This window comes from Actinoplanes sp. NPDC048967 (genome assembly GCF_040649415.1).
Taxonomy (GTDB): Bacteria; Actinomycetota; Actinomycetes; order Mycobacteriales; family Micromonosporaceae; genus Actinoplanes.
Map to the genome: position 1 here is coordinate 373,674 of NZ_JBEZFL010000007.1, position 18,775 is coordinate 392,448.

An 18,775-nucleotide genomic window follows, 5' to 3' on the forward strand; every position below is an offset into this window, starting at 1 on the left:
TTTTCCAACATGGCACGCCGCAGAAACGAGCAGTCCCGGGTGGACCTGTCGGCCTTCGACCAGGCCGGCGCCCGGGTCATCGACAACCCGCTCACCACCGAGGTCGAGGACTCCTACCTGGAGTACGCCTACTCGGTCATCCACTCGCGCGCCCTGCCGGACGCCCGTGACGGCCTCAAGCCGGTGCACCGCCGCATCCTGTGGTCGATGCAGGAGCAGGGCCACCGCCCCGACCGGGCCTACGTCAAGTCCGCCCGCGTGGTCGGTGACGTGATGGGTCGCTACCACCCCCACGGTGACCTGGCGATCTACGACGCGATGGTGCGCCTGGCCCAGGACTTCTCGCTCAACGCGCCGCTGATCGACGGGCACGGCAACTTCGGCTCGCCCGACGACGGCCCGGCCGCCTCGCGATACACCGAGGCCCGGATGTCCCGCGAGGCGATGCTGCTGGTCGGCGAGCTCGGCGAGGGCACGGTCGATTTCAAGCCCAACTACGACGGCTCCGAGCTCGAGCCCAAGGTGCTGCCCGCGGCCTTCCCCAACCTGCTGGTCAACGGCACGTCCGGGATCGCCGTCGGCATGGCGACCAACATGATCCCGCACAACCTGGGTGAGGTCGTCACGGCGGCCCGCCACCTGATCACCGACCCCGAGGCCGACCTCGACACGCTCATGCGCTTCGTGCCCGGCCCCGACCTGCCCACCGGCGGGCAGCTGCTCGGCCTCGACGAGGTCCGCCGGGCGTACGAGACCGGCCGTGGCGTGGTGCGCATGCGGGCCCGCGCGCAGACCGGCCCGCTGGAGGGCGGTCGCGGCCGCCAGGCGATCACCGTCGTCCAGCTCCCGTACGGCGTCGGCACCGAGAAGATCATCGAGGCGATCACCGACGAGGTGAAGGGCAAGCTCATCACCTCGGGCCCGCGCAAGGGTCAGCGCCAGCCGGCCCGGCTCCAGGGCATCGCCGACGTCAAGGACCTCACCGACCGCGAGCACGGCATCCGGCTGGTCATCGAGTGCAAGGTCGGCGTCAACCCGCAGGCCCTGCTGGCCGACCTCTACCGGCTGACCCCGCTGGAGTCGTCCTTCGGCATCAACAACCTGGTGCTGGTCGACGGCCAGCCGCGGACGCTGGGCCTCAAGGCGCTGCTCGAGGTGTTCCTGGCCCACCGCTACGAGGTGGTCACCCGGCGGACCACGCACCGCCGGACCAAGCGCCAGGACCGCCTGCACCTGGTCGACGGCCTGCTCATCGCCCTGATCGACATCGACCGGGTGGTCGCCATCATCCGCGGCAGCGACGACGCCGCGGCGGCCAAGGCGGGCCTGATGAGCGAGTTCGGGCTCAGCGACATCCAGGCCACGTACATCCTGGACACCCCGCTGCGCCGGCTCACCCGCTTCGACCGCATCGAGCTGGAGACCGAGCAGGAACGACTGCGCGGCGAGATCGCGGAGCTCAGCCGGATCCTGGACAACGACGACGTCCTCAAGCAGGTCGTCTCGGACGAGCTGGCCGAGGTGGCCTCGGAGTTCGGCGTCGCCCGGCGCACCACGCTGATCGACGGCGACCTCAAGGAGGTGCTGGCGGCGTCCGCGCCGGCCGGTCCGCTCGAGGTGGCCGACGACCCCTGCCAGGTGATCCTCTCCGCGACCGGCCTCATCGCCCGCACGGCGGCGGAAAGCGAAGAGGCGACCGAGGGCCGGCGCCGCAGCGGACGGGTCAAGCACGACGCGGTCCGCTCGGTTGTCCACTCCACCGCCCGGGGCCGCGTGCTGCTCGTGACGAGCACCGGGCGGGCGTTCAAGGTGGACGTGCTGCCCCTGCCGGTGTTGCCCGAGCAGTCCGGCACGGTTTCGGTGCGTGGCGGCATGTCGGCCTCGGAGCTGATCCCGCTGGAGCCGGGGGAGAAGGTCGTCGGCCTGGCCCCGCTCGGCGCGTCCGGCTCACCCGGCCTGGCCATGGGCACCCGGCAGGGCGTGGTCAAGGTCTGCGCGCCGGAATGGCCGGTCCGCTCGGACGAGTTCGAAGTCATCACCCTCAAGGACGGCGACGAGCTGCTGGGGGCGACGTGGCTGACCGACGGCGCGGAGTCGCTGGCCTTCGTGTCCTCGGACGCGTCGCTGCTCCGCTTCCCGGCCAAACTGGTGCGGCCGCAGGGGCTCAAGGGCGGTGGCATGGCCGGGATGAACCTGTCGTCCGGGGCCGAGGCTGTGTCGTTCAACGTGGTGAACACGACGGATCCGCAGCATGGTGAGCCGATGGTGGTCACCTCGACCGGCACTCAGGTGAAGGTCACGCCGTTCGGGTTGTATCCGGCCAAGGGGCGGGCTACCGGTGGGGTTCGGGTTCAGCGGTTCCTCAAGGGGGAGACCGCTCTGGTGGTTGCCTGGGTCGGGCCTCGGCCGGTTGGGGCCAGTGCTACCGGGGATCCTGTTGAGCTTCCTTCGGTTGATGGTCGGCGGGATGGGTCTGGGGAGGCTGTGCTCATGGGGCCTCAGATTGTTGGGCATTTGATCGAGCGGGGTTGATTTTTTCTTGCGGTTGGACGGTTGGGGGCCGGGGTGACCAAGATCGGCTTGAGGAGCATTTATGCCGTTCTTGGTCACCCCGGCCCCCAACCTTGCATGGTTTCCTGGTCCGGCCGGGATTTGGTTGCTCGTCGCTGGTTGCCGCGCTTTCTGGGTGATCCCCTTGCGGTGAGGGGTCTGGCTGCCGCGCTGTGGTTCTTGGCGGGGATTTTGTCGGGCAGGCCGGCCTGAGTGGTGGGTCTTGCGTACGCACCTCGCCGGTTGCGGTGCGGGAGGGTGGGGGTCTACCCCGACCGCACTTTGATGCGCAACGCATCTTCGGGCGCGCGTTGATCCGCAGTCCATCCCGGCTTCGCCTCGAGGGGCTGCTGACTTCTAGGCGCGCCTCGACGCGTAACCCGCTTCGCCTTACCTCGACGCGTAATCCGTCCTGCCTTGCCTCGTCTCGCGGTCGGTCCTGGCCTTGCCTTGGGGTGCCTGGATGCGTGATTCGCCTTGTCTTGTCTCGTTCCGCGGTCGTTCCGGCTTTGTCTTGTGGCGCTGACTTTTTCAGGTGCGCCTTGATGCTTGAGGCGTCTCGTGTTGCCTTGTTTCGTCAGCTATGCCGCCTCTTCTGCGACGCGCCCTCTGGCGCGGCTTGGCTCGCTTCGGCTTGTCTCGCGATCCATGGCCAGTCGCGTTTGGTCCGTGTTTCCGGGCGTGCTTCAGCTGCATGTTCGATGGGCGAGTTGAGGCGGGTGCGGGGTTTGGCTTTCCTTCGGTGTTCGGGTTATCGCTTGGCGCGGCTTTGTAGTTGGTTGGTCAGGCGGTTGTGTTCGGCGGTTGCGGTTGCGGTGGTGTCGCTCAGGCCGCTTTGGACAGCCGTTCGGCTGCGTAGGAAGCTTCGTAGCAGGGGCACGAGGAGGGCTTCCGGCAGTGCTTTCAGTGCGGTGAAGGCGCGTGGGACCGGCGGAGTTGGCAGGGTGGACAGGTTCTCTCGGATCTGGTGGAGCATGATGCGGACCGCTTCCGGGTCGGCGGCCAGTGCGGTTGGGCCGCCGGCTGCGTGCGCGGCTCGGCTGAGGGGTATTTCGAATGCGGCGTGCGTGGTGAGCCAGGCGTCCATGTGCGGCTCGGCCCTGGCTCGGATCCCGGCCGTGCGGAACGCCTGCATGATGCGTTCCGAGCGCGGGTGGGTGCCGCCGATCGTCATCGGGACCAGTCGGTTCAGCAGGCTGGTCGCGCGGTAGCGGACCACGTCGCCGTCCATTGTTCCGCCGGCATTGGGGAAGCCGAGCAGTACGCGCTCGGGGCCCAGTATCGCGGCCAGCGGTTCTGCTCCGGCCGCCCAGTTGAGCAGGAACAGCACGTCGCCGTCGACGGCGGCCAGCGACTCCAGCACCGCGTCGACCTGGTGGGTGCGGACGAAGACGGTGATCAGGTCGTACCCGTTGGACGGCTTGTCGACGATCGGCACCGGCACCCGCCGTACCGCTGGGTTGTCGCCCTCGGCGATCAGCACGCCGTGCTCGCGCAGGGCGGCCAGGCGCCGGCCGCGGGCGAGCAGGGCAACGTCGTGCCCGGCCTCGTGCAGGCGGGCGGCATACAGAGTGCCGAGGACACCGGCGCCGTACACGAGGATCTTCATCTCGGCCTCTTTCAAACGCTCGTTTTAATCAAACGTTTGTATGGTGGCACACGTGGCTACGATCGACACCCGCACCCAGCTCCTCGATGCGGCCGAGCACCTGTTCGCCGAGCGCGGCTACCGCGGGACCTCGGTCCGCGCGATCACCGACCGCGCCGGGGCGAATCTGGCCGCCGTCGCCTACCACTTCGGCTCGAAGGCTGAGCTGTTGGCCGCGGTGGCCCGCCGGGTGATCGAGCCGATCAACGCGGCGCAGGCCGCCGGACTCGACCGGTTGCTCGCCCGGACGGCTGATCCGGCGGTCGCCGACCTGGTCGCGGCCTTCGTGGGGCCGCTGTTCGACGAGATGCCGGCCGGCGCCGAGAGTGGCGCCCGGACGTCCCGGCTGATCGTGACCATCCTCAGCGACCCGGCCGAGGAGACCCGGGCCTGGACCGGCCCGGCCGAGGACACGGTTCGCGACCGTTTCGTGGCCGCTTTCCGGCACGCGCTGCCTGACCTGCCCGCGGAGGAGCTGTGGTTCCGGTTGCGCGGGATCCTCGCGGTGACCGCCGTGGACCGCGTCAATCTCTACAACCAGCGCCCGTCGACCTCCGGGTCGGGCGAGGCGGCCCGGGACTGGGCGATCACGTTTCTGGCGGCGGCGATGAGCGCACCACCGACCGGCACCTGACGCAGCGTCGGCGTTCCGGCGCCGGTGACCGCGTCCACGAGCCGTTCCCGGCCGCCGACCTACCGGAGGAAGCCACCCCGGAACGGTGGCTCGTGGTCGGCCACCCGGTCGGCGCGATGGTTCAGGGGGAGGTTGTGCTCCTGGAGCCGCCAATGTCGCGCTGCGGTTCTGGTGGGGATATCGCCGTGCGGGCCGGCGCGGATGGTCCAGCCGTGAGCGGTGTGCGCACGACAGCCTTCGGCCGGTGTTCTCCGGCATGGGATGATGTGGGCCGCTGACTGGAGAGCGGAGCGAGGGCGATGCCGTCCCTGTATGTGGCCCATGACGATGAGCTGGTCATCGTGTCCAGGCTTGCTCTCGAGGTGGCCGGTGGGCGAGGGCTTTCGTTCGGCTGGGGCGGCGTCGTCGAGATCACCCCCGCGGATGAACCCGCCGATCGAGGGCCTTTCGAGGGCCTCCTGTATGGGTTCGCGCTCTTCTTCGGCATCGTCGGCGGATTGATGCTGCTGGGTGGTGCCCTGGTCGGCGGCCTTCTCGTCCTGGCGGGGATCGCGGCCGGTGGCGGGGCGGTGCTGTACCGCTTGCGGCGCCGGCCCGGCGTGATTTCGGCGCCCCGGTTCGAGAGTGACCGCGCGCAGCATCACGTGCTCGTCGACGACCGCGAACGGCAAGTGTTCTCGGACGCCATCGATCTGTGTCAGCGGACGTCGGAGACGTGGCCCGCGCTCGGGGCGCTCATCGACGTGCCCATGGCGGAGCGGCAGCTCGCGCAGGCGTTGTTCGATCTCGCCGGAGCGCTGGAGCGGCGGCAGGAGATCCGGGAGCTGCACGCCGAGCTGGCCCGGCATGACGGTGCGTTCGAGCTGGCGCCGCGGATGGCGAAGGCGACCTCGACGTTGGCAGAGCTGGATGACGAGGTGGCCCAGCGGCTGGCGGCGTTGCGTGCGGTTGTGGTGGCCGGTGCGGAACTGATCCGCGATCAGGAGATCGAAGCGCTGGCCCGGGAGGCCGACGAGGCGCTGGCCCGGCTGACCTCGGCGGGGCCGGACATCTCGGCGGATGCCGGCTCTGAGCTCGCCGAACGCACCGAGGCCGTGCTGCGGGCCTACCGCGAGCTGACCTGATCGCGCCAACCGCCCGGCAACGCGGCGGCGCTCGGATCCAGCGCGTTCAGTGCGATCAGCGCAGTGCTGCCCCAGGAACGCGGCGTTGGTGGATCAATGCACTGCGGGGGGCCAGCGGTGCGCGCGCCAGGCGTCCCAGGTCGGGAAGCCGGGTGGGGGGTGGCCGATGGGCTCGGTGCCGTCGAGTTCGCCTCGGGTGGGGATCTCGATCTTGGCGGCCCACTCGGTGAGTTCCTCGTCGGACATGGGCCAGGTCGTGTGGGCTGCTTCAGCCTGGCGCTGATCAGCCCGTCGCCGCTGCTCGGCCGGCGAGACTTCGAAGTACAACATCTGCACGGTGGCGCCCCGGTCCGCCGCTGCCTGGCGCAGCGCGGAGCGCTCGTCCCGGCTCCACAGGCCGTAGTCGATCACGACGTTGTTGCCCAGTTCCAGGGCGCGCAGCCCGATCTGGATCAGCCGGCCCTCGATCACGTCGCCGGCCGCCGGTGGATTCTCCTCCCCGTACAGGGCCTTGATCCACTCGTCCTTGGTGAGTCGCAGGGCTTGCTGTTCGCTTTCGATGCGGCGGGCGGCAGTCGTTTTCCCCGCGCAAGGGAGTCCCACGGTAAGAAACAGCGTCGGTTGCCGGCTCAAGCTTCAGCGCTTTCTCGTTCTGCGATGGCTGTCTGGATGCGACGCAGGGTGCGCAGGGCCTTCTTGGCGGCAGCGCGTACTTCGCCGTCGAAGACGGTTGCACCGCGGTCGGTGGCCATCAGTCGTTCCAGGGTAGGGGCCGCCCGGTCGTCGCCGGTTGAGCCCAGCGCGACGGCAGCCCAGTAGCGTTGATTCGGGTCCGGACTTTCGGTCGCGGCCAGCAGCCGGGGCACCACCTCGGGCGCGAACAACGCCAGCGTGCTGGCCACGTAGCCGATCCGGGGGAAGCGGCGGTGCTCGAACTCCTGCCAGAGGGCCTCCAGCGCCGCGTCGCCGCCGATGCGGGCCAGGGCGTCGGCGGTTCGCTGGCGGAGCCAGTCGGCCTCATCGCCGAGCAGCGGCCGCAGCGACGGTACGACCGACGCGTCGCCCAGCCGGCCGAGTGCGGTCACCGTTTCGCCCCGGACGATCCACTGCGAGTGGTCGAGGAGCGTGACCAGCTGCGGTACGGCGGCCCGGATGTCCATCGCCGCGCAGCCCATGGCGGCCCACGCCTGGCAGTTGTAGCGGGTGTCGGCGAGCGCGGCCAGCAACGGCTCCGCCAGGGCGCTGTCCGCGAAGACGGCCGCCTGGTTCATCGCCCGCGAATACAACGACCGGTGGAAATCCCGGTAGTCGCGGACGAGCGCGTGCAGCGCCGCGATGGCTGATTCGTCACCCTGCGTCCTGGCCCGGTCGAGCAGACGGTGCACATGTGCCTCGCGGGTCTCGAGGTCACCCGCGCGCAGGCCCTGCAGGTCAGCCGGATTCACCGCCCGACCATACGCGAACCGGCCGACGCTCAGGCCGGGGCGGTGACCAGCGGGTCGTGGACCCGGCCGATGAACAGCGGCACGCCGCTGGACCGGTCGTGGATGACGTAGAGGAACGGGCGGTCGACGAAGAAGCTCGGCCCCTGGGGTATCGACGGCGGCCGGACGATGACCGCCGACGCCGCTGCCGCCTCGGTGCCCTTCTCGTCCACGGCGATGAAGGTCTCGTGGGCCACGTCGTCGATCCGCAGGGACGGCTCGGTGCTGATACCGGTGAAGTCCGCCCGCGACGAGAACGCGGTCGGCATACCCAGCTCGCTCAGTACGCCGCCGAGCTGCGCCGGCAGCCGGAACGTCCACTTCGGCAGCCGCAGCTGGACCGTCTCGAACCGGAACCCGTGCAGCAGCGCCCCGAGCCACTCCTCGCTCAGGTGCGCTTCGACCGCGGCGAGATCGTCCCGGGTCGGCACGACGACGGCCATGGCCAGCCCGCCACCGGCGTACGGCACGTCGACCGCCCGCCAGCCGTCCCCTTCGAGGTATCCCATCGTGTCGAACGGCCCGCGCATCATCGGCACCTCGACGACCCGGCCGTCATCACGGGTGAACGGCGCCGCCACGGTCGCCGGGACGCTGAACGGGTACGTCCAGGCCGCGCGCAGGTACGTCGTGTTCGTCAGGATCAGGGTGGTGTCGGGGCTCACCGAGCCGGACGGCAACAGCTCCGGGATCTTCGCGTCGGTCCGGTCCGACACCCAGGTGTTGATCTCCTGACGCGACATGTCCGTCGCGCCCCGGAAGTCGACCGGGTGGGCCGCCGCGCCGTAGTAGCCGGTCAGCGTGTCCCGGAAAGCCGGCTTCAGGTCGAGACCGAGCCGCGTCCACAGGGCGTTCGCCGTGGCCAGCTTGGGCTGTTTGATGCCGTCCCCGTCCTGGTACCGCCCCGTCAGCAGTTGATCGACGGTGTTGAGACCGCTGTCCAGCGCGCCGGGACGCGGCTGCGGCGCGTGCAGCACGGCGTCCATCTCGTCCGCGGTGGTGGAGCCGGCGCCCGCTCTGGTCATGGCCAGGGCGAACGCGACCGAATACGGCGAGCACACCACGTTGCTGTCGCCCGCGGCCGAGCTCAGCGAACGGTAGAGGTCGGCGGTGAAGCCCCGTACGGCGATCGCGGCGCCGTCAGCGGCAGCCGGATCGGGCGGTACGCGCGCCGGATCGGGCGTCGCAGCCGACCGGCCGGGAAGTTTCGGGGCGACCAACGCGGCCGTGGCGAGCGGCAGAGCCCGCAGGACAGATCGACGCGACACCATGTGGCGACGGTAGAACGGTCCTGTCCGGACACGCCAGGGCGCAGCCGAATAAATCGAAGTCCAGCGATATTTGCTACATGCCGGAGACGTCGATGTCCGCCCCGTCGAAGTCGACACCGACGGACGTGCTCCGGCGGCTGCTGCTGCCGCCGCCGGGCTCGGCGGGCGTGTCCTTGCTGACGACGGCCAGGACGACGAAGAGGATCAGCAGGATCCCGCCCATGATGGCGAGCCCCAGCCCGACCTCGCCGCGAGCGCCGGGCGGGATGAGCTCCCACAGGTCCACCACCAGTAACCGGTACGGTTTCAGCGCCTGCCAGATGAAGACGGCCACCGCAGCCGAGAAGGCCACGATCGTCAGCATGACAGCCCCGGTGAAGGCTCCACCGGCCATCTTCGATGCTCGTGTCCGGAGTTCCTGCCGCATCGCTCACCGCCCAGCGGATAGGCGTCATCCGTCGTTCACGGTAGCGAACTTCAGCAAAGCCACGAAGGGTTCAGGTCGGCCCTCGACGCGCCGGGCACCCCCATCGTGATCTGGCCGCTCGGGCCGGTTGCCCTCGGCCTGGGCGTCTGGGCGTTGGTCCGGGCGTCGCGGCGCGGCGGTCCAGACCGAGGCCGACCGCGACAGCCGCCCGAAGTAATCGGTGCGCGGTCACCAGATGGGTCGCAGGCGGCCCGGGGTGGCGATGCGGGACAGGTCGGCGCGCAGGGCGGTCAGGCGGTGCGGGCCGAGCGCGTCCGCCCACGGGCGCAGCACCTCGATGGCGGCCTCGTCGGCGGCCCGGGTGCACGCCCAGCCTTTCGGGCTCAGCACGATCAGCCGGGCGCGGGCGTCGGCCGGGTGCGGGCGGCGTTCCACGTACCCCTTGGTCACGAGCTCTTCGACCAGCTGGCTGGCCGCCTGTTTGGTCATGCTCAGGTGCTCGGCGAGCTGGCCGACCGTCGCGCCGTCGTGGGACAGGCGGGCGAAGGCGAAGCCGTGCGCCGGGCGCAGGTCGGTGAAGCCGCGGGCGCGCACGCCCGCGTCGATGGCGTCCACCAGGGCGGCGGCCGCGTTGAGCAGCAGCACCGGCAGGTCGAGGAGATCACGGTCCACGGAACGAGTTTGACAGATCGGTCAAGCTGCTTGACTATTTAGTCAAGCAGCTTGACTACTTGGGGAGGCTTCACCATGGCCGTCATTCGTGAGCAGGACGCCGTCGCACATCGGTTGCACGGCGCCACCTTCAATTCCTTCGTCGCGCCGGCGTCGGGCAGCACCGAGCTCTGCGCCTGGCGGCTGGAGATCGGGGCGGGCACGACCGGCGTGCCGCACCGGGTGAGTCGCGAGGAGGTCGTTCTCGTCCTGAGCGGTGAGCTGACGGCGACCGTCGACGGCGCCGGCACCGAGGTGCGCTCCGGCGATGTGGTTTTCGTGCCGGCCGGGGCGAGCTTCGCGCTGGACAACACCTCGGGTGCCCCGGCGACCGCGTGGGTGACGACCACGGTGGGGCTCGAGGCGACGCTGGCCGACGGCTCGTCGATCAGGCCGCCCTGGGTGCGCTGACCGCGACGGACAGCAGGACGCCGCCGGCACCCCGGGCAGGGTGACGGCGGCGTCCGCAGTGGTAAGGGCGGTCTACTTCGAGGGCTCCGGGATGTCGCAGGTGATCTTCGGGTTCACACCCAGCCAGTTGAGCGGACCGGCGACCACCGTGACGACGACCGTGCCGGCCTCGGCACAGCTGGCGTCGCCGGTGTCCTTGAAGTAACCACGCTCGAACGCGGCGACGGCGCCGAGGACGAGCCAGATGACGAGAATGACTCCGCCGATTGATCCTGCGCGCATCGGGGGCTCCTAGGTCGTGGGGACTGGCCGCGAGATACCCCGAATGCGTCGATCTTTAAACGGAGGCCCGGACCGCCTGCAACGTGTAGCTGTGCGGCAGCCGCTGGGGACGGTCGGTGAGCTGCCATTCTCCGTTCTCCAGCTGCCGCATCTGACCGGGCATCGCCTCCCACGGCACGGAGAGGTGCTCGGTCAGCCCGGTCACCGCCAGCCCCGCCTCGATCAGCGCGGAGGCGGTCTCGCCGAGGCCGTGGTTCCACTCGTGGGTGGTGTTGTGCACGAACTCGGCGTCCGTCTCGACGTACGTGCCGCCCTCGTTCCAGACCGTCGGCTCTGGCTGCTCGAAGTACGGGTGCTCCAGCGTGAGCAGGCCGTCCGGCCGGGGGTCGGCCAGCGCCCACAGCACCGGGTGGCCCTCACGGATGAACAGCCGGCCGCCCGGGCGCAGCAGCTCGGCCACGACCTGGGCCCAGCGGCGGATGTCGGGCAGCCAGCACAGTGCGCCGATGCCCGTGTACACCAGGTCGAAGCTGCCGCGTTCCAGCTTCTCCGGCGCGCTGTAGACGTCCGATTCCACGTACTCCACCGGGGTGCCGGCCTGCTCCGCGATGCGCCGGGCCTCGGCCAGTGACGCCGGGGAGAAGTCCACGCCGGTCATCGTGGCGCCGAGGCGGGCGAGCGACACGGTGTCCGTACCGATGTGGCATTGCAGGTGCACGCCGCGCAGGCCGCGGATGTCGCCCAGCCGGGGCAGGTCGAAGCGGACCACGCTGCTCAGGTGCGCCGGATCGTCGGCGAAGGCGGCCACGTCGTAGTCCTTGGACGCCGCGTGGGCTGCCGCGCGTTCGTCCCAGTTGGCGCGGTTCAGGACCTGATATTCGTTCACGGCGCCGACCGTATCCCAGCCCCGGCCAGGTCACGAGGTGGTTTCCGGGTCGCCCGTGCCACATGATGTCAGTGGCATAGCGTTAGATGGCAGGTCGACGGGGCTGAATGCGAAGGCGGTAGGGGTTGGAGACCAGGCGTACGACGGTGCGGGACGTCCGCCGCGCGAACCGGGCCAGCCTGCTCACGGACCTGTTCCACGGCGGCCGGCAGAGCCGCCAGGAGCTCGGTGACACGACCGCGCTGAGCCAGGCCAGCGTGAGCAACCTGATCGGCGAGATGATCGACGAGGGCCTGGTCGAAGAGGCCGGCCTGGTCGGTTCGGACGGCGGGCGGCCCCGCGCGCTGCTGCGGGTGGCTCCCGGGTACGGCTACGTCGCCGGCGCCGACGTGGGCGAGACCCGCCTGCTGGTGGAGCTGTACGACCTGGCGATGTCCCGCCTCGGCGTGGCCCAGTTCTCGCTCGGCGACGACGGTCCCGACCCCCAGGTGACCGCGGCCAAGCTGCTGGAGGGGCTGGCGGCGGTCATCGCCGAGGCCGGCGTCGAGCGTTCCGAGGTGCTCGGCTTCGGCGTCGGCGTCCCGGGCGTCGTGGACCACTCGACCGGTTCGGCGGTCGTGCACTCGCAGACCACGGGCTGGGACGCCGTACCGCTGGGCGAGATGTTGCGGGCCGGCACCGACGTGCCGGTGTTCGTGGAGAACGGGGCGAAGACCCTGGGCCAGGCCGAGATGTGGTTCGGCGCCGGCCGGGGCGCGCGGCACGCGGTGATAGTCATGGTCGGCACCGGCGTCGGCGCGGCGGTCGTGATGGACGGGCGCGGCTATCGCGGCGCGTTCAGCAACGCCGGGGAGTGGGGCCACACCACTCTGGTGTACGACGGCGACGTCTGCCGGTGCGGGGCGCGGGGTTGTCTGGAGGCGTACATCGGGTCGGAGACGGTGATCGCCCGCCTCGCCGCGGCGACCGGTCAGCAGCCGGACCCGAAGTTGCTCACCCGGATGCTCGCGGCCGACGGTGCGCTGGACGAGCCGGCCCAGGCGGTCATCACGCAGACCGTGGGCTACCTGGGCGCCGGCATCGCGGGGCTGGTCAACTTGTTCTCGCCGGAGCGCATCGTGCTCGGCGGACCGGCCGGCTTGGCTCTCGGAGAGCGCTTTCTTCCCGACATTCGTGACGCAGCCTCCCGAAACGCCCTGCGGCATCCGTACTCGCGAACCCGGATCGACCTGTGCCAGCTGGGCCCGGACGCGGTCGCGATGGGCGCGGCCACCCTGCCGATCGCCCGCCTGCTCGCCGACGGCGGCCTCCCGGCGACCCCGGGCCCGACGACTCCGCCGTCCCGCGCCGCCCACCGCCGCTCCCTGAGCCGCGGCCGCAGCTGAGCACGAAAAGGGCAGGGCTGACAGCGCGGGGGCGCCGCGGCAGAAGCCCACGATGGGGTTTCGCCGGCGCGGAGACCTACGCGGCACGGGCCACCTTCCGCGCCTGCCTCGACGCCGTCGCCCAACCGCCCGGAGCAGCGCCGGACCGCGGGACCGCCGTCGCGACCTTCCTGCGGATGCCCGGCGACGACGACGAGCAGCCGTTCGCCCTGGCGGTGCGGGCCGGCTCAGCAATGACGATGGCGCGGCCGTCCGGAGCGGCCGCGCCATGAACCGTCTCAGCTGCCGCGGACCCGGCTGATCGTGTCGCGGTACCAGAGGGCCGACTGCTTCGGCGTACGCACCTGCGTGTCGTAGTCCACGTGCACGATGCCGAACCGCTTCGCGTACCCCTCGGCCCACTCGAAGTTGTCCATCAGCGACCACGCGAAGTAGCCCTGCACGTCCGCGCCCTGCTCCCGGGCCGCCGCCACCGCCGCGATGTGCTCGGCCAGGTACGCGGTCCGGTCCTCGTCGGCCACGTTGCCGTCGGCGTCGGCGCTGTCGTCGAAGGCCGCGCCGTTCTCCGTGATCACCATCGGCAGGCCGGGGTAGTCACGGTGCAGCCGGACCAGCAGCTGGGTGAACCGGTCCGCGGTGATCGGCCAGTTCATCGCCGTACGCGGACCGCCCGGCAGGACCGCCCGCACCACCGGGTGCCCGTCGGCGTCGTGGGTGTTGCCCTGCTCGTCGGTGCCGCTGAAGTCCTGCCCGAAGTAGAAGTTGACCCCGAGCACCTCGAACGGCGTCGAGATGACCGCCAGGTCGCCGTCCTGGACCGGGAACGCCGTGCCGCGCGCCGCCAGGTCCTCGACCATGTCCGCCGGGTATTCGCCCTTGCGCAGCGGGTCCAGGTAGATGCGCAGGCCCATGCCGTCCGCCCGGCGCGCCGCGTCACGGTCCGCCTGCGTGTCGGTGGCCGGGTCCGCCGTACCCATGTTGAGGGTGATGCCGAACTTCATCTCGCGCGTCGCCGCGGCCCGCATCCGCTGGGTCGCGAGGCCGTGGCCGAGCAGCAGGTGGTGCACCGCCGAGATGGCGTCGCCGAAGTTCTTGCGGCCCGGTGCGTGCACGCCCACGTAGTAGCCCAGCCAGGCCGAGCACCACGGCTCGTTCAGCGTGGTCCAGTTGTCCACCCGGTCGCTGAGCTTGTCGAAGACCAGCATCGCGTAGTCGGCGAAGCGGTACGCGGTGTCCCGGTTGGGCCAGCCGCCCGCGTCCTCGAGCTCCTGCGGCAGGTCCCAGTGGTAGAGGGTGACCCACGGGTCGATGCCGTCGGCCAGCAGCTGGTCGGTCAGCCGGTCGTAGAACGCCAGGCCGGCCTGGTTCGCCGGGCCCCGGCCGCCGGGCTGCACCCGCGGCCACGCCACCGAGAACCGGTACGTGTCCACGCCCAGGCTCTTGATCAGCGCCACGTCCTGCGGCATCCGGTGGTAGTGGTCGCACGCGACGTCGCCGTTGTCGCCGCCCACCACGGCGCCGGGCACGCGGCAGAACGTGTCCCAGATGGACGGTGTTCGGCCGTCCTCGGCGACGGCGCCCTCGATCTGGTACGAGGACGTGGCGACGCCCCACCTGAACGACGGCGGCAGGTCGGCGGTGGGCAGGAGCAGCCCGGGAGCGGGCGTGACTGTGGGGTTCATGGTTCTCCTGAAGGGGGATGGATATGGTGACGGCCCCGGCTGGTGGGGCCGGGGCCGTCGGCGGTGCAGGTGCTACCCGACCGGCTGCTTGACCGGGTGCAGCCAGCAGGCGACGGTGCGGCCGGCCCCGTCGGGGGTGTCCGGGTTGCCGAGCACCGGGATGTTGTCCGCGCAGGGGTCGAAGGCCTTCGGGCAGCGCGGGTGGAAGGAGCAACCGGTCGGCATGCCCTTGAGATCGGGCGGTGAGCCGGGGATCCCGGCCAGCTCGCGGCGCGGGCCGCGCAGCGCCGGGAACGAGGACAACAGACCCTTGCTGTACGGGTGCAGCGAGTCCCGGTACAGCGAGGTCGCCTGCGCCTCCTCGACGATCCGGCCGCCGTACATGATGGCGATCCGGTTCGAGAACTCCACCAGCAGCGACAGGTCGTGGGTGATGAAGATGACCGAGAAGCCGAGCCGCTCGCGCAGTTCGATGAGCTGACCCAGGATCTGCCGTTGCATGACCACGTCGAGCGCCGTGGTCGGCTCGTCCATGATGACCACCTGCGGCTGCAGGATCAGCGCCATGCCGATCATCACGCGCTGCCGCATGCCGCCGGAGAGCTGGTGCGGATAGGCGTCCATCCGGTCTGCCGAGATGCCGACGAGCTTGAGCATCTCCCGGGCGCGGGCGTTGCGGCTGTGCGCCGACATCTGCGGCTCGTGCGCGGCCAGCACGTCGGTCAGCTGGGTGGAGATCTTGTGCACCGGGTTGAGCGAGTTCATCGCGCCCTGGAACACGATCGCCGTCTCGGCCCAGCGGAACGCCTGCAGCTGCTTGTCGGTCAGGCCCAGGACGTCGTACGGCTCGCCCTGCTCGGGGTGGTAGATGACCTCGCCGCCGCTGACCACGCCGGGCGGGGCGAGCAGCCGGGTCAGCCCGTAGGCCAGGGTGGACTTGCCGCTGCCGGACTCGCCGGCCAGCCCGAGGACCTCGCCGCGGTGCAGGGTGAGGTTGACGTCGCGGACGGCGTGCACCGCCTGGTCGCCCAGGCCGTAGTCCACGTTGAGGTTCTTGATCTCGAGAACGGGCTCGTTCATCGAGTCGCCTCCTTGCTGCGGGTGACCGGGGTCGGCTTGCCGCCGATGACCGGGATCGGGCTGGCGTGGGTGTGCGGCGCGGCCGAGTTGTCCAGCACCGGCGTGAAGCCGACCCGCATCCGTACGGTGCGCCCCGACGTGGTCTTGATCTTCGTCTTGCCGGCGCTGCGCAGCCGCGGGCTGACGAACTCGTCGATGCCGAAGTTGATCAGCGAGAGGGCGGTGCCCAGGAACGCGATCGCCAGACCGGCCGGGACGAACCACCACCACGCGCCCTGGGCCAGGGCCTGCTGGCTCTGCGCCCAGAACAGGATCGTGCCCCAGTTCCACGAGGTGGCCGAGCCGATGCCGATGAAGGCCAGGGTGATCTCCGAGGTGACCGCGAAGATGACCGTGCCGACGAAGCCGGACGCGATGATCGCGGTCAGGTTGGGCAGGATCTCGAAGATGATGATGCGCCAGGTGGACTCGCCGGTGGCCCGGGACGCCTCGACGTAGTCGCGCCTGCGCAGCGACAGCGTCTGGGCTCTCAGGATCCGTGCCCCCCAGGCCCACGAGGTGAGACCGATGATCAGGGCGACCAGGGTGTCACCGCCGCTGGGCACCGCCGCGGTGACGATGATGATCAGCGGCAGGGCCGGGATCACCAGGAACACGTTGGACAGCGCCGACAGGCTGTCGTCCCAGCCGCCGCCGAGGTAGCCGGCCGTGACACCGATCAGCACCGCCAGGATGGTGGCGATGACGCCGGCGGCCAGGCCGACCAGCATGACGGCCCGGGTGCCGACCAGGATCTGGCTGAACACGTCCTGGCCCAGGTGGGTGGTGCCGAACCAGTGGTCGGCCGACGGCGGCGCGACGAACTGCTTGCCGCGGGCGTCCGGGTCGTACGGCGCGACCCACGGCCCGATGATCGCGAACAGCAGGTAGATGCCCAGGACGATGATCCCGGTCATGGCCTTCTTGTTGGAGATGAACCGGAACTTGCGGCGCTTGGCCTTGCCCGGCTTGGCCGCCTCGGGCTGCGCCATCGCGCCCTGGCCGGGGATGACCTGGTCGATGCTGGAGGTGGGGATGGTCACCTGTCAGCCCTCCTTGCGGGTACGCGGGTCGAGCATCAGGTAGGCGATGTCCGCGATCAGGTTGGCCACCAGTACCGAGATGGTGATGACCAGGAAGATGCCCTGCATCAGCGGGTAGTCCTTGGCCCCGACCGCCCGGAACAGCAGGAAGCCCAGCCCCGGATAGGAGAAGACGATCTCCACCAGCAGGGTGCCGCCGACGATGAAGCCCAGCGACAGCGCGAAGCCGGAGATGTTGGGCAGCAACGCGTTGCGGGCCGCGTAGCTCAGCGCCACCCGCCGGTCCGACAGGCCCTTGGCGTGCGCGACCGTGATGTAGTCCTCCGCCGCGACGGTGACCATCATGTTGCGCATGCTCAGGATCCAGCCGCTCACCGAGGAGATGAGGATGGTCAGGGCCGGCAGCAGGCTGTGCTGCAGGGCGCTGGAGATGAACGGCCAGTCCGGGTACGGCACCACGTCGGTGCCGTAGCCACCCGAGGACGGGAAGAAGCTGTCCGGTCCGGCGAGCAGGTAGATGGCCAGCAGGCCCAGCCAAAAGTACGGCACCGAGGACAGGAACGTGGTGGCCGGCAGCAGCCCGTCGATCCACGAGCCGCGCCGCCAGCCGGCCAGCACGCCGAGGCTGGTGCCGATGAAGAAGCTGATGATGGTCGTGATGCCGACCAGCGCCACGGTCCACGGCAGCGCGTCGCTGATGACCTCGGACACCGGCGACGGGAACGCGGTGAACGACAGGCCCAGGTCGCCCTGGAAGAGCTGCTTCCAGTAGTCGACGTACTGGCTCCAGATGCTGGCGTTCTTGTCCAGGCCGAACAGCACGTAGAGCGAGTCGATCGCGTCGCTGCTCATCTGCCCCTGGAACCGGGCCAGCAGTGACTTGACCGGGTCGCCGGGGATGAGCCGGGGGATGAAGAAGTTGATGGTGATCGCGGCCCAGGCCGTGAAGAGGTAGAACAGGATCCGCTGGATCAGGAACTTCATCGGACCTCCTCCGGGTGCGCGTCCGCCGCGACCGTCACGGCCTCGGGGGAGTGGCCGGTCGCGGCCGAGCCGGGCGGCTGGGCGGCGACGGTGGCCTCGTCGTAGAGCCAGCAGGCGGCCCAGTGACCGGGCTTGTCGCCGATCTCCAGGCGGACCGGCAGGTCGGTGAGGCAGCGCGGCATCGCCATCGGGCAGCGCGGGTGGAAGCGGCAGCCGCTGGGCGGCTTGATCAGGCTGGGCGGCTCGCCGTTGCCGCGGTCCGCGGCGTCACCGAGCATGTTGGCGATCCGGTCCGGGTCGGGTGCGGAGTCGATCAACAGCCGGGTGTACGGGTGCGCCGGCGACTGGGTCACCGACTCGCTGTCGCCGCCCTCGACCATCCGGCCGGCGTACATCACCATCGTGTCGTCGGCGAAGTAGCGCGCCGAGGCGATGTCGTGGGTGATGTAGAGGATGGCCAGGTTGAGCCGTTCCTTGAGGTCGCGCAGGAGGTTGAGCACGCCGAGCCGGATCGAGACGTCCAGCATGGACACGGGTTCGTCGGCCAGCAGCGCCTCCGGGTCCGCGCCCAGCGCCCGGGCGATGGCCACGCGCTGGCGCTGGCCACCCGACAGCTCGTGCGGGAACTTGTCCAGGTAGCGCTCCGGCGGCGTCAGGCTGACCCGGGTGAGCAGGTTGTTCAGCGCCGCCTCGAGCTCCTCGGCGGAGTTGCCGGCGTTGTGGTGGATCTTCAGCGACCGGGTGAGGTGGTACCGGATGGTGTGCACCGGGTTCAGCGACGCGAACGGGTCCTGGAAGATCATCTGGACCCGGGCGGCGTACTGGCGGAACTGCCGTCCGCCCTTCACCTTCGTGCTCTCGCCGTGCAGCTGGATGTCCCCGGCGGTCCGGGGGTAGAGCTGCGCGAGCAGGCGGGCCACGGTGGACTTGCCGGAGCCGGACTCGCCGACCAGGGCGGTCACGCGGCCGCGTCGCAGCGTGAGATGTACGTCATCAACCGCGTGGACGGCGTCGTGCGTGCGGTTGAAAAGGTCGCGCAGCTTCCGGCGGACGGGGAAGTGCTTGGTCAGGCCGATCGCCTCAAGCACCACCTCGTTGGCCGGCGCCTCGGCCTCAGGGCTCAACGTCATGCCG

The 18,775-nt window shown here is 70.3% G+C and carries 18 protein-coding genes; 5 read left to right on the plus strand and 13 right to left on the minus strand.

Annotated features, from left to right (window positions below; all coding sequences use genetic code 11):
- Positions 1-9: 9 nt before the first annotated feature.
- On the plus strand, positions 10-2,532 hold the full coding sequence (locus tag AB0C12_RS29955; RefSeq protein ID WP_360553183.1) for a DNA topoisomerase IV subunit A: 2,523 nt from the start codon (positions 10-12) through the stop codon (positions 2,530-2,532).
- A gap of 769 nt (positions 2,533-3,301) precedes the next feature.
- On the opposite strand, the gene AB0C12_RS29960 is transcribed toward AB0C12_RS29955, so the two are convergent.
- Positions 3,302-4,159, minus strand: a complete 858-nt coding sequence (locus AB0C12_RS29960; RefSeq protein ID WP_360553184.1) for a 2-dehydropantoate 2-reductase N-terminal domain-containing protein — start codon at positions 4,157-4,159, stop codon at positions 3,302-3,304.
- Between the two features lie 52 nt (positions 4,160-4,211).
- On the opposite strand from AB0C12_RS29960, the gene AB0C12_RS29965 reads away from it, so the two are divergent.
- Both AB0C12_RS29965 and AB0C12_RS29970 read left to right on the plus strand, forming a co-directional pair.
- Complete coding sequence (locus AB0C12_RS29965; protein ID WP_360553185.1) at positions 4,212-4,832, plus strand: TetR/AcrR family transcriptional regulator; 621 nt, start codon at positions 4,212-4,214, stop codon at positions 4,830-4,832.
- A 299-nt stretch (positions 4,833-5,131) separates the two neighbouring features.
- Complete coding sequence (locus AB0C12_RS29970; protein ID WP_360553186.1) at positions 5,132-5,956, plus strand: hypothetical protein; 825 nt, start codon at positions 5,132-5,134, stop codon at positions 5,954-5,956.
- A 93-nt stretch (positions 5,957-6,049) separates the two neighbouring features.
- Here the strand turns inward: AB0C12_RS29970 and AB0C12_RS29975 are convergent, their stop codons facing one another.
- The 5 genes from AB0C12_RS29975 to AB0C12_RS29995 all read right to left on the minus strand — a co-directional run bounded on the left by AB0C12_RS29975 (position 6,050) and on the right by AB0C12_RS29995 (position 9,810).
- On the minus strand, positions 6,050-6,589 hold the full coding sequence (locus tag AB0C12_RS29975) for an ATP-binding protein (protein ID WP_360553187.1): 540 nt from the start codon (positions 6,587-6,589) through the stop codon (positions 6,050-6,052).
- Positions 6,586-7,401, minus strand: coding sequence for a HEAT repeat domain-containing protein (locus tag AB0C12_RS29980; protein ID WP_360553188.1), 816 nt, complete (start codon positions 7,399-7,401; stop codon positions 6,586-6,588). Before AB0C12_RS29980 ends, AB0C12_RS29975 begins: the two co-directional genes overlap by 4 nt.
- 29 nt (positions 7,402-7,430) lie before the next feature.
- A complete protein-coding gene (locus AB0C12_RS29985; protein ID WP_360553189.1) occupies positions 7,431-8,711 on the minus strand; it encodes a serpin family protein in 1,281 nt (426 codons plus the stop codon).
- Positions 8,712-8,784: 73 nt separating this feature from the next.
- Entirely contained in the window at positions 8,785-9,105 is a 321-nt protein-coding gene (locus AB0C12_RS29990; protein ID WP_360553190.1) for a hypothetical protein, read from the minus strand.
- A gap of 261 nt (positions 9,106-9,366) precedes the next feature.
- Positions 9,367-9,810 (minus strand): MarR family winged helix-turn-helix transcriptional regulator, encoded by a 444-nt coding sequence (locus AB0C12_RS29995; RefSeq protein ID WP_360553191.1) that lies wholly within the window; start codon positions 9,808-9,810, stop codon positions 9,367-9,369.
- A gap of 75 nt (positions 9,811-9,885) precedes the next feature.
- Here AB0C12_RS29995 and AB0C12_RS30000 point away from each other — a divergent pair, with 75 nt between their 5' ends.
- Positions 9,886-10,260 (plus strand): cupin domain-containing protein, encoded by a 375-nt coding sequence (locus AB0C12_RS30000; RefSeq protein WP_360553192.1) that lies wholly within the window; start codon positions 9,886-9,888, stop codon positions 10,258-10,260.
- Positions 10,261-10,332: 72 nt separating this feature from the next.
- Here AB0C12_RS30000 and AB0C12_RS30005 read toward each other — a convergent pair whose 3' ends face one another.
- Together AB0C12_RS30005 and AB0C12_RS30010 are read right to left on the minus strand one after the other, a co-directional pair.
- A complete protein-coding gene (locus tag AB0C12_RS30005) occupies positions 10,333-10,542 on the minus strand; it encodes a hypothetical protein (RefSeq protein ID WP_360553193.1) in 210 nt (69 codons plus the stop codon).
- Positions 10,543-10,597: 55 nt separating this feature from the next.
- A complete protein-coding gene (locus AB0C12_RS30010) occupies positions 10,598-11,428 on the minus strand; it encodes a class I SAM-dependent methyltransferase (protein WP_360553194.1) in 831 nt (276 codons plus the stop codon).
- A 125-nt stretch (positions 11,429-11,553) separates the two neighbouring features.
- Between AB0C12_RS30010 and AB0C12_RS30015 the strand changes: the two genes are divergently transcribed.
- On the plus strand, positions 11,554-12,813 hold the full coding sequence (locus AB0C12_RS30015; RefSeq protein WP_360553195.1) for an ROK family transcriptional regulator: 1,260 nt from the start codon (positions 11,554-11,556) through the stop codon (positions 12,811-12,813).
- A 278-nt stretch (positions 12,814-13,091) separates the two neighbouring features.
- On the opposite strand, the gene AB0C12_RS30020 is transcribed toward AB0C12_RS30015, so the two are convergent.
- From AB0C12_RS30020 to AB0C12_RS30040, 5 genes are all read right to left on the minus strand, one after another.
- Positions 13,092-14,495, minus strand: a complete 1,404-nt coding sequence (locus AB0C12_RS30020; RefSeq protein WP_360553196.1) for a GH1 family beta-glucosidase — start codon at positions 14,493-14,495, stop codon at positions 13,092-13,094.
- A gap of 72 nt (positions 14,496-14,567) precedes the next feature.
- Positions 14,568-15,575: an ABC transporter ATP-binding protein gene (locus AB0C12_RS30025; protein ID WP_360553197.1), complete on the minus strand. Its 1,008-nt coding sequence runs from the start codon at positions 15,573-15,575 to the stop codon at positions 14,568-14,570.
- A complete protein-coding gene (locus tag AB0C12_RS30030; RefSeq protein ID WP_360553198.1) occupies positions 15,572-16,657 on the minus strand; it encodes an ABC transporter permease in 1,086 nt (361 codons plus the stop codon). Before AB0C12_RS30030 ends, AB0C12_RS30025 begins: the two co-directional genes overlap by 4 nt.
- 3 nt (positions 16,658-16,660) lie before the next feature.
- On the minus strand, positions 16,661-17,641 hold the full coding sequence (locus AB0C12_RS30035; protein WP_360553199.1) for an ABC transporter permease: 981 nt from the start codon (positions 17,639-17,641) through the stop codon (positions 16,661-16,663).
- Positions 17,638-18,771: an ABC transporter ATP-binding protein gene (locus AB0C12_RS30040; protein WP_360553200.1), complete on the minus strand. Its 1,134-nt coding sequence runs from the start codon at positions 18,769-18,771 to the stop codon at positions 17,638-17,640. Before AB0C12_RS30040 ends, AB0C12_RS30035 begins: the two co-directional genes overlap by 4 nt.
- Between the last annotated feature and the right edge of the window lie 4 nt (positions 18,772-18,775).